The following is a 13,977-nucleotide window of genomic DNA, read 5'->3' as shown; positions in this document are numbered from 1 at the left end:
AGCGCGTCCGGTCCGCACCCCTGCTCCCGGACCGGGACGCTCAGCCGAGCCACGCCACGACCGGCCCCCACCTACGTAGTACCCCCTACGTGCGTTGACCATCGGACAAATCCCCCGCCAGGCTCGCAGTCGTCCCCTGTCATCGACGAGAGGTACGAACATGCGCACCACGCACACGATCCGACGGCCAGCGACGACGCTGGCCCTGCTCGCCCTGCTCCTCACGACGGCCCTCGCGGCGCTGTCGGTCACCGCCACGGTCCTCGCCCCCCGCGCCTCCGCGGCCGAGCCGTGCGCCGCGCCGTGGAGCGCGTCCGCGGTCTACACGGGCGGCGCGGTCGTCTCGACCGGCGGCCACAACTGGAAGGCAGGCTGGTGGACGCAGGGCGAGACGCCCGGCACCACGGGCCAGCGGGGAGTCTGGCGCGACCAGGGCACGTGCGGCGGCTCGACCGGCGGCGGCACGGGAGAGACCGGCGGCACCACGGGTGGTGACAACGGCGGCGGCACGGGAGAGACCGGCGGCACCACGGGTGGTGACAACGGCGGCGGCAACCAGACCGGCTTCGTCGTGACCGAGGCCCAGTTCAACCAGATGTTCCCCAACCGGAACCCGTTCTACACCTACCAGGGCCTGGTCAACGCCCTGAGCGCGTACCCGCAGTTCGCCACGTCGGGCGGCACCGAGGTCGCCAAGCGCGAGGCCGCGGCCTTCCTCGCCAACGTGAACCACGAGACGGGCGCCCTGGTCTACGTCAAGGAGATCAACACCGCGAACTACCCGCACTACTGCGACCCGAGCCAGTCCTACGGCTGCCCCGCGGGCCAGTCCGCGTACTACGGCAAAGGCCCCATCCAGCTCTCGTGGAACTACAACTACAAGGCCGCCGGTGACGCCCTGGGCATCGACCTGCTGAACAACCCGTACCTGGTCGAGACCGACCCGGCCGTGGCCTGGAAGACGGGCCTCTGGTACTGGAACACGCAGTCGGGCCCGGGCACCATGTCGGGTCACCAGGCCATCGTCAACGGCGCAGGCTTCGGCGAGACGATCCGCTCGATCAACGGCACGCTCGAGTGCAACGGCGGCAACCCCGCGCAGGTGCAGAGCCGCATCGCGGCGTTCCAGCGCTTCGCGCAGATCCTCGGCACGACCACGGGGTCCAACCTCACTTGCTGAGCCCCCGCCCTGCTGCCCGACGGCGGAGCTCACCTTCCCCGAGGAAGGTGGGCTCCGCCGTCGGGCGAGCAGGGGGTGGAGCGGCTCAGCGCCGCACCGCGAACCCCGCGAGCGAGAGCGCGACAGCGTCCTCCGCGACGGCCGCGGGCCAGTCCGGGCCCTTCCCGACCCACGCGGCCCGCCACGCCGCGCCGCCCCAGGTCCCGGCCGCGCCTCCCGCCGCACCCAGGAGCACGGGCAGGAGCACACCGGCCTCGGCCCGGCGGGCGAGCACGAGGGCCCCGATCGCACCGGACGTCATGCGGATCACGGGTCCTGGCGGTTCGAGGCGCGACCCGGCGCCCGGCAGCTTGTCGCCCAGGACCTCACCGACGATCCCGAGCCCCGCGACCACCTTGGCCACGGTGGCCCCCCGGCCCGTGGCCGAGGAGGTGAGCAGGGGCAGCGCGACTCCCAGCGAGGCACGGCTCCCCGCAGCGGTGCCGATCGCCAGGGACCGCACGAGGACGTCGACCGGGAAGCGGGAGGTGCCACGCTCAAGATGCATGTCTCCCACGATCCGGGCGGGCGGCCCGACCGGCAACCGCGCGGGCCATCTGCGTCCGTTACCCTCGCGGGATGCCGATGACGTCACGCCGAGAACCTGTCGTCCTCGTCGCCGGCCTCCTCACGTCGGTCCTGTGGGTCGGGAGCGCGCTGCTGAACCGCTCGGCGGACGCGCCGTTCGAGGGGCAGACGGTCCTTGCGGGGCTGCTCGCCGGCGCGGTGGTCGTCGCGATGACCTATCTCGCGACGCGACGCCTTCCTCGCGGCACCGGCACGTGGGCCGTGCTCCTCGGGACCTGGTTCGGGGTCGTCGTGGGCGGGGTCGCGGGCGCGGTCGCCGACGTCGTCGCGGACGTCACGTTCCCCTCCCCCGACAACCCCGCGTTCCTGCTGCTCACGGCGTCGTTCGACGGCAGCTCGTGGGGGCTGGGCGCGGGGTGGCTCGTCGGGCTCGTCGTCGTCGGCACACTGAGCCTGACGAGCCGGCGCGACGCGTCCTCGCTCCCGGCCACGCGTCGCGCGCGCAAGCCGTTGCGAGCCCGTGCGTACCCGACGGTGCTCGTCGCGGGCGGCGCGGGGGCGCTCGTCTGGGCGGGCGTCGGCGCCGCGGGGTCGTGGCTCGTGTGGCACCGCAGCGCTCGCGGCCCGGTCGACCTGCTGGCCGAGGTCACCTCGGGCGCGATGGCCTGGCGCTTCACGACGGGCAGGCCCGTGGTCGAGCCGCTCGAGATGGGTCTGGGGGTGCTCGTGGGGCTCGTCGTCGCAGGGGGCACGTGGCTCGCGACCCGGCGGCTGCCTCCGCGTGCGAGCCGCTGGAGCCTGGTGCTCGCGGTCTGGTTCGTCGCGATCGCGGCGGCCTCGGTGGCCGCCGCGACTCGTTCGGTCATGGCCTTCGCGGTGGGCGAGCTGCGCTCGACGACGGTCAACCTGGCACTGTCCTCGGTCCAGGCGAGCCTCTTCTGGCCGCTCGTCCTCGGCTGGTCGGCAGGGCTCCTCGCGGCTCTCGTCTACCGCGCGACGGGCGGAGAGTCGGCTGCCGACGCGGGCGGGGAGCCGGCCGCGGACGCGGGCAGCACCACGCCGGACGACCTGTCCCGGAGCGCTCTGCACACCGATGCCGAGGAGCCGATGACCGTCCCCTAGGGTGACCGCTGAACGCCGACCGGCCGTCGACCGCTCGTCGTCGAGCCTCGACCCAGCGGCCTGTCGGGACCGGTGACGAGAGGGTGGCTCATGGCTGAGACAGGTTCGACGGGCGGCATCGCGACGGGCTTCGTGGTGACGGAGGCGCAGTTCGAGGAGATGTTCCCGGACCGCAACCCGTTCTACACGTACGAGGGTCTGGTCGCGGCGACCGCGGCGTACCCGGAGTTCGCGACGTCGGGCGGGCCGGTGATCGCAGCGCGTGAGGCTGCGGCGTTCCTCGCGAACGTGAGCCACGAGAGCACGGGACTGCTGCACGTGAGGGAGCTCGACACGACCGTGTACTCGCACTACTGCGACCCGTCGCAGCCGTACGGCTGCCCTGCGGGACAGGACGCGTACTACGGCAAGGGGCCCATCCAGCTCTCGTGGAACTTCAACTACAAGGCGGCGGGCGACGCCCTGGGCATCGACCTGCTGAACGATCCGTTCCTGGTCGAGACCGACGCGACCGTGGCCTGGAAGACCGCTCTCTGGTACTGGAACACGCAGCCGGGAGAGGGCACCATGACGTGCCACGAGGCGATCGTCGGTGACCACGGCTTTCGCGAGACGATCCGGGCGATCAACGGCCCGCTCGAGTGCGAGGGCGGCAACCCGCGCCAGGTCGCGAACCGGGTCGCGCTGTTCCGCCGCTTCGCAGAGCTCCTGGGCACCACGACGGGCGAGAACCTGACCTGCTGAGGTCCGTCGCCCGACGGCGGGGCTCACCCTCCGCCGTCGGGTGCGGCGAGGCTCAGCTCCGCGCGGGCGGCTACGGAGCGGGCTGGGCTCGGTCGCGGGGACGCGAGGCTGCGGTGCCTGCCCGCCAGCAGTCAGTCGGGGAGGACGACGAGGGGCAGGTGCTCGTGCACGGGTGGCCCGAGCACCTGTTCGGCGTCGTGCGCCCACCGTTCGAGGGCCCTGGGGCGGTCGCGCTCGGCGTCGAGCCACGCGATCGTGCGGAGGTGGACGTCCACGTCGTTGCCGGTCCAGGTTCCTGCGTCGCGACGCAGCTGGTCGGCGAGCTCGTGGGCGATCCACGTCGGGAGGTCGTCAGGGACCACGACGAGGAGGTCCAGGTCGTCGGCCGCGGTGCCGTCGCCGCGAGCGGCGGACCCGACGACCGCGACGCCGACCGACCGACGGAGACCGTCGTCCCGGACGACCTCGTGGAGCAGCTCGTCGATGCGTCGGCGTAGGTCGCACCAGGGGTGCAGCGCGTCGAAGAGCGCCTCGATCCCGGGCCAGCAGAGGTGGTCACGGTTGACCCGGTAGTAGTTCGTCGACCCGACGGCCCGCCGCTGGACGATCCCTTGCCGCTCGAGCCGCGCGAGGGCGCGGCGGACGCCTTCCGGTGATCCGGCGTGCGCGACGCGATGCACCTGCCCACCCGTGAGCTCGCCCTGACGGTTCCAGAGCGCACGCAGGACCGGCCCTTCGAGCCCGGGCACGACCGCCGAGACGGGACTGCTCCAGTCCATCCGCTTCCCCTCGTGTGTCGCTGATCCGCGGGGCCCGGCCACCCTCACGGGCCTCCGGGGGCGGGTGTGCTTTTTCTGTAGCCACCACGATTGTTGGGGCTACAGAGAAAACACACCCGCCCCTCCCCCCGGTTCGGCTTCGCCGCCCACCGTCCGCCGACCGCTCCCACGCGCAGGCGCAACGCCTCCAGGCGATGCCCCTGTCTCGACGGCCGACCGAATGCCACGAGTCGGAGCGCCCCCTGGTCCGAATGCCTCACGGACAGGATGGCGGCTCAGGACGGCACGCGGAGCGAAGGCCGGGGATCTGTGGACAACACGCTCACCGCAGGCAGTCGGCGACCTGAGCTGCCGATCTCAGACCGCGGACCGCGGACCGCGGACCGCGCTGCGCACAGCGAGGGCGGCTCAGGCGGCGAGGGCAACGGGGCGACCCGGCGCAGCGGGGCAGTGGGGCAGCGGCACAGCAGGCGCAGCAGGCGCAGCAGGCGCTTCCGGGCAAGGGTCGAGGCCACGACGAACGTGACCTCGACCTCGCACTTCCCGAAGGCCCGGATGCCGGGTCGGGCGGGTCTTCCTCAGAGGCACCGTGCGCGGGAACGCGGTTGCCGGACCGGCACGCGGAGGGCGTATCACCGGTCGCTCGTGACCGGTGCCCACCCTGCCAGACAGGACACACAAGGACAAATCACCCCGGGCACCCCGACCTCGGAACTCGCCTAGGCCGAGTCCCGCACCACGAGCGACGTCGGCAGCGTGATCGCCGCAGGCTCCTGCCCCTCGACGACCTCGAGCAGCAGCCGCACCATCTCAGCGCTGATGCGCTCGAACGGCTGTCGCATGGTCGTCAGCGCCGGGTGGAGCGAAGCCGCGACCCCCGAGTCGTCGAACCCGCCCACGGCCACGTCCCCCGGGACGCTCCGCCCCGAGGCCTGGAGCGCGACGAGCGCCCCCGCAGCCATGAGGTCGGACGCCACGAAGACCGCGTCGAGGTCGGGGCGCCGTTCGAGCAGCTCGGCCATCGCGAGCCGACCCCGCTCACGCGAGTAGTCGCCGTGCGCGACCAGCGACTCGTCGAACCGGTCGCCCAGCGCGTCGCGGTACCCGTCGAGCCGCAGCGTCCCACCGGGCGTGTCGAGCGGCCCGGTGATCGTCGCGATCCGGGTGCGCCCCGAGTCGAGCAGGTGCTGCGTCATGGTGCGCGCCCCGGCCCGGTCGTCGGCCGCCACGTACCCGACGCGCCCCTCGTACCCGAGCGGCACACCACAGGCGACCGTCGGAACCTTCTGCTTGAGCAGCTCGGCGAGCATCGGGTTGCCCTGGTGCGAGCTGATGAGCAGGACGCCGTCGACGTGCCCCGCCGCGACGTACCCGCCGATGCGGCGACGCTCCTCGGGAGTTCCCGCGACCATGAGCAGCAGCGGCATCTCGCGCTTCGCGAGCTCCTCGGCCGCGCCACGCAGCAGGATCGAGAAGTTGGGGTCCTCGAACAGCAGGTGCTGCGGCTCGGTGAGCAGGAACGCGATCGAGTTCGACCGCCCCGTCACGAGGCTGCGCGCGTGCTGGTTCGCGGCGTACCCCGTGGTGCGGATCGCCTCGTTGACCGCCGCGAGCGCGTCGGGAGAGACCCAGTGCCCGCCGTTGATCACGCGCGACACGGTGCCGCGCGAGACGCCCGCGACCTCGGCGACGTCGCGGATCGTGGGGCGACGCTTCGCCCCGTTGCCCGACGGCGCCGCTCGCCTCTCGCGTGCAGGCTGCGGGCCGGCCCCGGGCGCGGCGTCGCGCACAGCCCCCGGCGCAGCGTCGTGCGCGGCTCCGCGACCGTCCTCACGCACGGCGTCGACGGGCTGGGGTACGACGTCGTTCCCGGACTGCTCCACGACACGTGAGTCTAGGGACATCCTCAGGCCTTGACCGCGCCGGCGGCGAGGTCGACCTGCCAGTAGCGCTGCAGCAGGAGGAACAGGGCCACGAGCGGGACGATCGACAGCAGCGCGCCCGTGATCACGAGCGTGTACAGCGCGGGCTGCGACGCACCCTGGTTCAGCAGACCCGACAGGCCCACCGTGAGCGGGAAGAGCTTGTCGTCGCCGAGCATGATGTACGGCAGCATGAAGTTGTTCCAGATCGCGACGAACTGGAAGAGGAACACCGTCACCAGGCCGGGCGCCATCATGGGCATCGCGACCTGCGCGAACGTCCGGAGCTCACCGGCGCCGTCGGTCCGCGCGGCCTCGACGATCTCGTCGGGGATCGACGCCCCCGCGTAGATGCGTGCGAGGTAGATCCCGTACGGGCTGATGATGCTCGGCAGGAGCACGGCCCAGTACGTGTTGGTCAGGCCGGCCTGGGCCAGGAGCAGATACTGCGGGATCGCGAGCACCACACCGGGCACGAGCACGCCCGCGAGCAGCATGTTGAAGACCGCGGTCTTGCCCCGGAAGCGGTACTTCGCGAGCGCGTAGCCCGCCATCGCGGAGACGACGACCGAGAGCAGCCCGCCGATGCCCGCGTAGAGGGCCGTGTTGGCCATCCACCGCCAGAACAGCCCGCCCCGGTAGGCGTTGAGGTCCGACACGTTGTCCAGGAAGTGCGACGAGGGCGCGAACGTGAACGTCGAGAACAGCTCGCTGCCCGACTTGGTCGAGGCCACGACGACCCACAGCACGGGGAGCAGGCAGTACAGCGCGCCCACGAGCAGGATCGCTGTCGCCGCGCCGCTGGGGCGGTCGCCCGCTGAGCGGTGCCCCGTCCGCGGGGCCTTGCGCGACTTCTTGACGACCGCCCCGGGGCGCGAGTCGAAGGTCTCGGCGACCAGGGCGGTCTCTGCGGCGTCGGTAGTCATGGTCACTTCTCCTGACCGAAGGCACGGCTCTGCACCAGGCGCAGGAACCCGAACGAGAGGACGAACGTCGCGACGGCGATGATGACCGAGGTCGCGGCGGCCGAGTACAGGTCACCGCGGATGAAGGCGTCGCGGTACACCTTCATGAGCGGGGTCCACGTGCTGGAGATCGTGTTGCTCAGGGGCTTGAGGGTCGTCGGCTCGGCGAACACCTGCAGGGTCGCGATCATCGAGAAGACGAACGTCATGATGATCGACGGGACGACGATGGGGATCTTGATCCGCCACGCCATCCCGATCTGGTTGCAGCCGTCGAGCTCGGCGGCCTCGTACAGCTCCGACGGGATCGCCCGGAGCGAGGTGTAGATGACGACCATGTTGAAGCCGACGCCGCCCCACACCGCGATGTTCGCGACCGCGAAGATCACGAGGTCCGAGGAGAACAGCGACGGGACGTCCCAGCCGAGCCGGTCGAACACGTAGTAGAAGGGGCTCACGCCCGGCAGGTAGAGGAAGCCCCAGAGGAGCGACGAGATGACCGCGGGCACGGCGTAGGGCAGGAAGATCGAGATCCTCGAGAACTTGGTGGCCCGCGACCGGCGCGAGTCGAGCAGCAGCGCGAAGAGCAGCGCGAGCCCGAGCATGGTCGGCACGACGATCACGCCGTAGAGCGCGACGCGCCCCACGGACGCGAGGAACTCGGGGTCGGCGAGCGACGCCGCGTAGTTCGCGAACCCGTTCCACACCTCGGTCCGCGCGCCGGACCCGAGCCCGAGCCCGCTGACCTTCTCGGTCCGGAAGCTCAGGTAGACCGCGTACGCGATGGGCAGCGCGAGGAAGAGGACGAACAGCACGATCGCCGGGGCGAGGAAGCCCCAGGGGGCTGCCTGGCGCCGGGACGCGCCCGGTCGGCGGCGTCGCGCCGCGGGCGGCGCGCTCGGCCGCACTGGCGTGGTCGTGGTCACGATCTCTCCTCAGGAGGTCTCCGCCGGTCGAGAGCAGGCGGGTGCCGAAGCACGGGTGCAACAGGTGGGGTGCGGGCGCCCGTCGCCGGGCTCCGCGGGGGTCGCCGCTCGGGTGAGCGACGGGAGGGCGGCCGCCCGGACGAACCGGGCGACCGCCGTCGGGCCTATTCCTTGACGTTGAAGCCGGAGCTCTTCAGGTCCTCGAGCGTGACCTTCTGCATGGCCTCGACCGCGGCCGTGAAGGCGGCCTGCGACTTCGCCTCGGTGGCCTTGCCGAACTCGTCGTTGTACGCCGAGTAGGTGACGTTGACGTTCGGGCCGTATGTGAAGCTGCCCGCGGTCTTGGCCGTCTGGGCCGCGATCTCGTAGAAGTCGGGCTGGTTCGCGAAGAACGTCGGCGGCTCGGAGAGCGCCTCGGCCGACGCCGGGATGTTCGCGGGGTAGATCCCGGTCTGCTCGACGAGGAGGTCGACCCCCTCCTGCGAGGCGTTGAGCCACTCGATGAACTGCGCGGCCTCGGCGGGGTGCTTCGACTGGCTCGTCACGGCCGTCGCGGAACCGCCCCAGTTGCCCGTCGCGGGCTTGGCGGCGTCCCACTGCGGCATGGGGGCCATCTTCCACAGGCCAGCGGTGTCGGGGGCGTTGCCCTCGAGGACACCCGGCGCCCAGATGGCCGAGAGCCAGCCGATCTGCGTGCCGTTGTTGAGCGCGGCGTTCCACTCGGGGGTGTACATGGGCTTGTTGTCGATCACGCCGGACTCGACGAGACCGCCCCAGTAGTCAGCGACCTTGAGCGTCGCCTCGTCGTCGACCGCGACGGTCCACGCGTCGCCGTCGATGCCCCACCACGAGGCGCCGGCCTGCTGCGAGAGGCCCGTGAACCAGCCCGCGTCGGTCGCGGAGAACGTGCCGAGGTACTTGGTCGGGTCGGCGGCCTGCAGGGCGGCGGCGGTCGCGGCGTACTCGTCCCACGTCGTGGGGACGGTCAGACCGAGCTGCTCGAAGATGTCCGCGCGGTAGTAGAACTGCATGGGGCCCGAGTCCTGCGGCACGGCGTAGACCGCGTCGGAGCCGAGCGTCACGTCGTTCCAGACGCCCTCGGGGAACTGGTCCGCCAGGTCCGCGACCTCGCCCGAGATGTCGGCGAGCGCGTCGGCGGAGACCAACGTGGGGATCTTCTGGTACTCGGTCTGCATGATGTCCGGCGCACCGCTGCCGGCCTTGACCGCGGTCAGCAGCTTGGTGATGGCGGGGTCGCCACCGTCCTGCTTGTTGACCGTGACATGGATGTCCGGGTTCGCGGCGTTCCAGGTCTCGACGACCTTGTCGACGTTCGGCGCCCAGGTCCAGAAGGTCAGCTCGACGGGCCCGTCGGCGGCCGGAGCGTCCGACCCGCCACCCGAGCTGCAAGCGGTCATCAGTAGTGCGGCGGAGGCGATGATCGCCGCTGCCTTCGTGCCTGTGGACAGGCGCATGAGGTCCTCCTCGTCAAGGAACCATCGCGCTTCTCGCCAGGGCTTGGGCCAGGGCGACTCACGACAGTGTGGGGCTGTGCACGGTCACAGTACTCACGCCCTGCATGGTCTTGTCAACATCATGTTTCATGCTGTTACCTAGGTGTTGCACGGTCGATCACACCTGTGATCGTGCACAGCGACGTGTTTCGAGGAGAGCGCATGACTTCCGCCAAGCCCCGCCCGGTCGGCCCCGTCTACGACGGCTGGCTGCCTGGCGTCGACGCGATCTGCTACGGCGGTGACTACAACCCCGAGCAGTGGCCGGAGGAGGTCTGGGAGCAGGACGTCACCCTGATGCGCGAGGCCGGGGTGAACCTCGTGAGCATCGGGATGTTCAGCTGGGCGCTCATGGAGCCGCGCGAAGGAGAGTTCGACCTCGGCTGGCTCGACCGCCTGTTCGACCTGCTCCACGCGCACGGCATCCGCGTCGACCTCGGCACCCCCACGGCGTCGCCGCCCGCGTGGTTCTTCCACGCCTACCCCGAGTCGCGCGTCGTGACCCGCGACGGGACGGTCCTGGGGTTCGGCTCGCGCGGCATGGTCTCGCCCAGCTCGCCCGACTACCGCCGCGCGTGCGTCCGCATCACGACCGAGCTCGCGAAGCGCTACGCCTCGCACCCCGCGCTCGCCCTGTGGCACGTGCACAACGAGTACGGCGCGCCCGTCTCGGACGACTACTCGCCCGCGAGCGCCACCGCCTTCCGCGAGTGGCTGCGTGAGCGCTACGGCGACCTCGACGGCCTGAACGCCGCGTGGGGCACCCGGTTCTGGGGCCAGGTCTACGGCGAGTGGGAGCACGTGGGCGTGCCGGCCGTCGCGGCCTCGGTCGTCAACCCCGCGCAGCGCCTGGACTTCGCGCGCTTCACGAACGACGCCCTGCTGGCGTGCTTCGTCGCCGAGCGCGACGCGATCCGCGCCCACTCGTCGGTGCCCGTCACGACCAACTTCATGGCGGGCGAGTGCCCGTCGACCGACCTGTGGGCCTGGGCGCGCGAGGTCGACATCGTCTCGAACGACCACTACCTGCGGGCGGGCGACCCGCGCAACGAGGTGGGGCTCGCGCTCGCCGCGGACCTGACGCGATCGGTCGCGGGCGGCAAGCCGTGGATGCTGCTCGAGCACTCGACGTCGGGCGTGAACTGGCAGCCGCGCAACGTCGCGAAGCGTCCGGGCGAGATGGCGCGCAACGCGTTCTCGCACCTGGGCCGCGGCGCCGACGCGATCATGTTCTTCCAGTGGCGGGCCTCGCGCTCGGGCGCCGAGAAGTTCCACTCGGCGATGCTGCCGCACGCGGGCACGGGCAGCCGGGTGTGGCGCGAGGTCGTCGCGCTGGGCGCCGAGCTCGGTGCGGTCGGCGAGGTGCGCGGTTCGCGCGTGCACGCCGACGTCGCGATCCTGTGGGACCCCGAGTCGTTCTGGGCGCAGGACCTCGAGTGGCGCCCGAGCGTGGACGCGCAGCACCGTGAGCGCATCGACGCGTTCTACGACCGGTTCTGGCGTGACGGCGTCCAGGTGGACTTCGCGCACCCGGGGCAGGACCTGTCGGGGTACCGCCTGGTCGTCGCGCCGGCGTCGTACCTGCTGACCGAGGAGTCGGCCGAGAACCTCACGCGCTACGTCGAGGGCGGTGGCACGCTCCTGGTCTCGTACTTCTCGGCCGCGGTCGACGAGCACGACGCCGTGCACCCGGGCGGCTTCGTGGCCCCGCTGCGCCGCGCGCTCGGGCTCACGGTCGAGGAGTTCCTCCCCCTGCGGGAGGGCGAGTCCCTGAGCGTCGCGCTCGACGGCGGCGAGGTCGCACCGGCGTTGACCGGCACGCTCCCCGGCGACGTGTGGGCCGACGACATCGTGCTCGAGGGCGCGCAGGTCGTGGGCACGTACGTCGACGGCCCGGCCCCGGGCGCCCCCGCGATCACGCGACACTCGCTGGGCGAGGGCACGGGCTGGTACGTCTCGACGCGCCTCGACGTCGCCGCGCTGGGCACGCTCCTGGGTGCCGTCTACGCGGACGCGGGCCTGACGCCGTCGGGCCTGCCGGAGGGCTTCGAGGTGGTGCGCCGCCGCGGCGAGGACGCCGAGTACGTCGTCGCGATCAACCACACCGCGCACGAGGTCCAGCTCCCCTCGCTCACCGACGGGACCACGGACCTCGTGACGGGCGAGGCCACGCCGGGAGCCGCGCCCGTGGCCCCGGGGGCCGTGCGCGCGCTACGGACTCCCCTGGCCTGACCGGCCCCCGCTCTCCTGCGGGTGGTCGGGCGACCACGCCCCTGGTCGCCCGACCACCCGCAGGGTCTTGCACCACCTGCTCCACCCATCAAGGCACCACGTCAAGGAGGACGGATGAGATCGACGAGGAAGAGCACCCTGGGGGTCCTGGTGACCGCGCTCGCGCTCGCGGGCGTCACGCCCGCGGTCGCCGCACCCGCAGCGGCGGGCACGCTGGTGAACCCCGGCTTCGAGGCCGGGCTCACGGGCTGGACGGTCACGAGCGCCTCGGGGCACGACGGCGGGGCGAAGGTCGAGGAGGCGGGGCACGGCTCGTCGTCGGGCCGGTTGACGCACTGGGCCGGTGACGCCTACGACGTCACGACGGCCCAGACCGTCGAGGGCCTCGCCACGGGCTGGTGGACCGCGAGCGCCTGGGTGAAGTCGGGCGGCGCGCTCGACGCGACGCGGCTCGAGCTCACGGGCTGCGGGGTCGACGACGCGACCACGACCCCCGTCACGGAGCAGGACGACCGGTGGGTGCGCCTGTCGGTCTCGGCGTACGTGACGGGCGGCGACTGCACGGTCGCGGTCGTGACGGACGGTCCGGGCGGCGCGTGGGCCTCGGTCGACGACGTGACGCTCGAGCGGGGGCGCGTGCTGCGCGACGTGCGCGGCGGCGACCTGTCGGGCATCGCCAAGAACGAGGACTTCGGCGCCACGTACGCGAGCACCGACGGCACACCGGGCGACCCGGTCGAGATCCTCGCCGACGCCGGGATGAACCTGGGCCGCCTCAAGGTGTGGGTCGACCCGGCGGACGGGTACAACGAGATCACCCACGTCGTGGAGAGCGCCCGGCGCATCGAGGCCGCGGGCATGGACGTCATGATCGACTTCCACTACTCCGACCGCTGGACGGACCCGGGCGCGCAGGGCACCCCGGCCGCGTGGGTCGGCGGGACGACCAGCGAGCTGGCGCGGGACGTCTACGACCACACGCGCGACGTGCTGACCGCGCTGCGGGACGCGGGCGTGACCACGGACTACGTGCAGGTCGGCAACGAGATCAACCCCGGCATGATGTGGCCCTACGGGCAGACGTGGGACGTGGTCCCGGGCGACGGGTACGACACCGCGCAGTGGGACTCGCTCGCAGCCTTCCTGAGCGCGGGCTCCCGCGCCGTGCGCGACGTGACCCCCGAGGCGCAGGTGATCCTGCACCTGACGAACATCAACAACGGGATCGGCGGCCTGACCTGGTGGTTCGACGAGGTCACCGAGCGCGGGGTCGACTTCGACGTGATCGGCCTGAGCTACTACGGCTACTGGCACGGCAGCCTGGGCGACCTGCAGGAAGCGGTCGGGACGCTGTCCGACCGCTACGACCGTGACGTCATGGTCGTCGAGACCGCCTACCCGTTCACGCTCGAGGACGGCTCGCCCGCGTGGGAGAACGTCATCGCGACCGAGGACGACCTGGTCCCCGGCTACCCCGCGACCCCCGCGGGACAGGCCGCGGCGCTGCGTGCGGTCCAGGACGTCGTCGCGTCGGCCCCGGGCGGACGCGGCCTGGGGGTCGTGTACTGGGAGCCGGCATGGACGTCGGTCGAGGGCAACGGGTGGGACCCGGCCGACGCGTCGTCGGGCAACGCGTGGGAGAACCAGGCCATGTTCGACCTCGACGGCCGCCTCCTGGCCCCCGTCGCGGCCGAGCTCGCGCCGGACGCGGCCACGTCGGCCTGGAGTGCGGCGGCCGTCTACACGGCCGGTGACGTCGTCCTGCACGACGGCACCGCGTACGTCGCGTCGTGGTGGACTTCGGGCCAGGAGCCGGGCGCCTCGGCGTACGGCCCGTGGCAGGAGGCGGCCGCGGCCGACGGGACGGGCACGAGCCCGTGGGCCGCGACGCGGGTGTACGTCGCGGGCGAGCGCGCGACGTTCGAGGGCGTGACGTACGAGGCCCGCTGGTGGACCAGGAACCAGCAGCCCGACGGTTCCGCGTGGGGCCCGTGGGAGCGCGTCGGCTGACGCGCCCTGCCCGACC

At 72.1% G+C, this 13,977-nt stretch carries 11 protein-coding genes and 1 riboswitch; of the genes, 5 read left to right on the top strand and 6 right to left on the bottom strand.

The window, feature by feature from the left end:
• The first annotated feature begins 160 nt into the window (after positions 1 to 160).
• A complete protein-coding gene (locus tag ACFWGN_RS03890; protein ID WP_377615755.1) occupies positions 161 to 1,180 on the top strand; it encodes a glycoside hydrolase family 19 protein in 1,020 nt (339 codons plus the stop codon).
• An 85-nt stretch (positions 1,181 to 1,265) separates the two neighbouring features.
• Here ACFWGN_RS03890 and ACFWGN_RS03885 read toward each other — a convergent pair whose 3' ends face one another.
• A complete protein-coding gene (locus ACFWGN_RS03885) occupies positions 1,266 to 1,727 on the bottom strand; it encodes a hypothetical protein (RefSeq protein WP_377615754.1) in 462 nt (153 codons plus the stop codon).
• A 71-nt stretch (positions 1,728 to 1,798) separates the two neighbouring features.
• On the opposite strand from ACFWGN_RS03885, the gene ACFWGN_RS03880 reads away from it, so the two are divergent.
• Together ACFWGN_RS03880 and ACFWGN_RS03875 are read left to right on the top strand one after the other, a co-directional pair.
• Positions 1,799 to 2,869, top strand: a complete 1,071-nt coding sequence (locus tag ACFWGN_RS03880) for a hypothetical protein (RefSeq protein ID WP_377615753.1) — start codon at positions 1,799 to 1,801, stop codon at positions 2,867 to 2,869.
• A gap of 90 nt (positions 2,870 to 2,959) precedes the next feature.
• Entirely contained in the window at positions 2,960 to 3,613 is a 654-nt protein-coding gene (locus tag ACFWGN_RS03875) for a chitinase (protein WP_377615752.1), read from the top strand.
• 131 nt (positions 3,614 to 3,744) lie between these two features.
• On the opposite strand, the gene ACFWGN_RS03870 is transcribed toward ACFWGN_RS03875, so the two are convergent.
• The 5 genes from ACFWGN_RS03870 to ACFWGN_RS03850 all read right to left on the bottom strand — a co-directional run bounded on the left by ACFWGN_RS03870 (position 3,745) and on the right by ACFWGN_RS03850 (position 9,680).
• Positions 3,745 to 4,392 (bottom strand): nucleotidyltransferase domain-containing protein, encoded by a 648-nt coding sequence (locus ACFWGN_RS03870; protein WP_377615751.1) that lies wholly within the window; start codon positions 4,390 to 4,392, stop codon positions 3,745 to 3,747.
• Positions 4,393 to 4,923: 531 nt separating this feature from the next.
• Positions 4,924 to 5,043, bottom strand: a riboswitch (SAM riboswitch).
• 68 nt (positions 5,044 to 5,111) lie between these two features.
• Entirely contained in the window at positions 5,112 to 6,296 is a 1,185-nt protein-coding gene (locus ACFWGN_RS03865) for a LacI family DNA-binding transcriptional regulator (RefSeq protein WP_377615750.1), read from the bottom strand.
• Positions 6,297 to 6,298: 2 nt separating this feature from the next.
• Positions 6,299 to 7,240 carry a carbohydrate ABC transporter permease gene (locus ACFWGN_RS03860; RefSeq protein WP_191804342.1) on the bottom strand — a complete coding sequence of 314 codons (942 nt, stop codon included), beginning with the start codon at positions 7,238 to 7,240 and terminating at the stop codon, positions 6,299 to 6,301.
• A gap of 2 nt (positions 7,241 to 7,242) precedes the next feature.
• Positions 7,243 to 8,205 (bottom strand): carbohydrate ABC transporter permease, encoded by a 963-nt coding sequence (locus ACFWGN_RS03855; protein ID WP_082609058.1) that lies wholly within the window; start codon positions 8,203 to 8,205, stop codon positions 7,243 to 7,245.
• 164 nt (positions 8,206 to 8,369) lie between these two features.
• On the bottom strand, positions 8,370 to 9,680 hold the full coding sequence (locus ACFWGN_RS03850; protein ID WP_377615749.1) for an extracellular solute-binding protein: 1,311 nt from the start codon (positions 9,678 to 9,680) through the stop codon (positions 8,370 to 8,372).
• Between the two features lie 201 nt (positions 9,681 to 9,881).
• Here ACFWGN_RS03850 and ACFWGN_RS03845 point away from each other — a divergent pair, with 201 nt between their 5' ends.
• Entirely contained in the window at positions 9,882 to 11,951 is a 2,070-nt protein-coding gene (locus ACFWGN_RS03845; protein WP_377615748.1) for a beta-galactosidase, read from the top strand.
• Positions 11,952 to 12,065: 114 nt separating this feature from the next.
• A complete protein-coding gene (locus tag ACFWGN_RS03840) occupies positions 12,066 to 13,961 on the top strand; it encodes a glycosyl hydrolase 53 family protein (protein ID WP_377615747.1) in 1,896 nt (631 codons plus the stop codon).
• Positions 13,962 to 13,977 lie beyond the last annotated feature (16 nt).

This window comes from Oerskovia sp. NPDC060338 (genome assembly GCF_042726295.1).
Classification (GTDB): Bacteria; Actinomycetota; Actinomycetes; order Actinomycetales; family Cellulomonadaceae; genus Oerskovia; species Oerskovia merdavium.
This window is presented reverse-complemented; position numbering and strand designations above follow the sequence as displayed.

Excerpts from the sequence above, each read along its gene's own strand:
- ACFWGN_RS03845 (WP_377615748.1), top strand. The coding sequence starts at position 9,882 with ATGACTTCCGCCAAGCCCCGCCCGGTCGGCCCCGTCTACGACGGCTGG.
- ACFWGN_RS03885 (WP_377615754.1), bottom strand. The coding sequence starts at position 1,727 with ATGCATCTTGAGCGTGGCACCTCCCGCTTCCCGGTCGACGTCCTCGTG.
- ACFWGN_RS03870 (WP_377615751.1), bottom strand. The coding sequence starts at position 4,392 with ATGGACTGGAGCAGTCCCGTCTCGGCGGTCGTGCCCGGGCTCGAAGGG.
- ACFWGN_RS03850 (WP_377615749.1), bottom strand. The coding sequence starts at position 9,680 with ATGCGCCTGTCCACAGGCACGAAGGCAGCGGCGATCATCGCCTCCGCC.
- ACFWGN_RS03865 (WP_377615750.1), bottom strand. The coding sequence starts at position 6,296 with ATGTCCCTAGACTCACGTGTCGTGGAGCAGTCCGGGAACGACGTCGTA.
- ACFWGN_RS03840 (WP_377615747.1), top strand. The coding sequence starts at position 12,066 with ATGAGATCGACGAGGAAGAGCACCCTGGGGGTCCTGGTGACCGCGCTC.
- ACFWGN_RS03860 (WP_191804342.1), bottom strand. The coding sequence starts at position 7,240 with ATGACTACCGACGCCGCAGAGACCGCCCTGGTCGCCGAGACCTTCGAC.
- ACFWGN_RS03890 (WP_377615755.1), top strand. The coding sequence starts at position 161 with ATGCGCACCACGCACACGATCCGACGGCCAGCGACGACGCTGGCCCTG.
- ACFWGN_RS03875 (WP_377615752.1), top strand. The coding sequence starts at position 2,960 with ATGGCTGAGACAGGTTCGACGGGCGGCATCGCGACGGGCTTCGTGGTG.
- ACFWGN_RS03880 (WP_377615753.1), top strand. The coding sequence starts at position 1,799 with ATGCCGATGACGTCACGCCGAGAACCTGTCGTCCTCGTCGCCGGCCTC.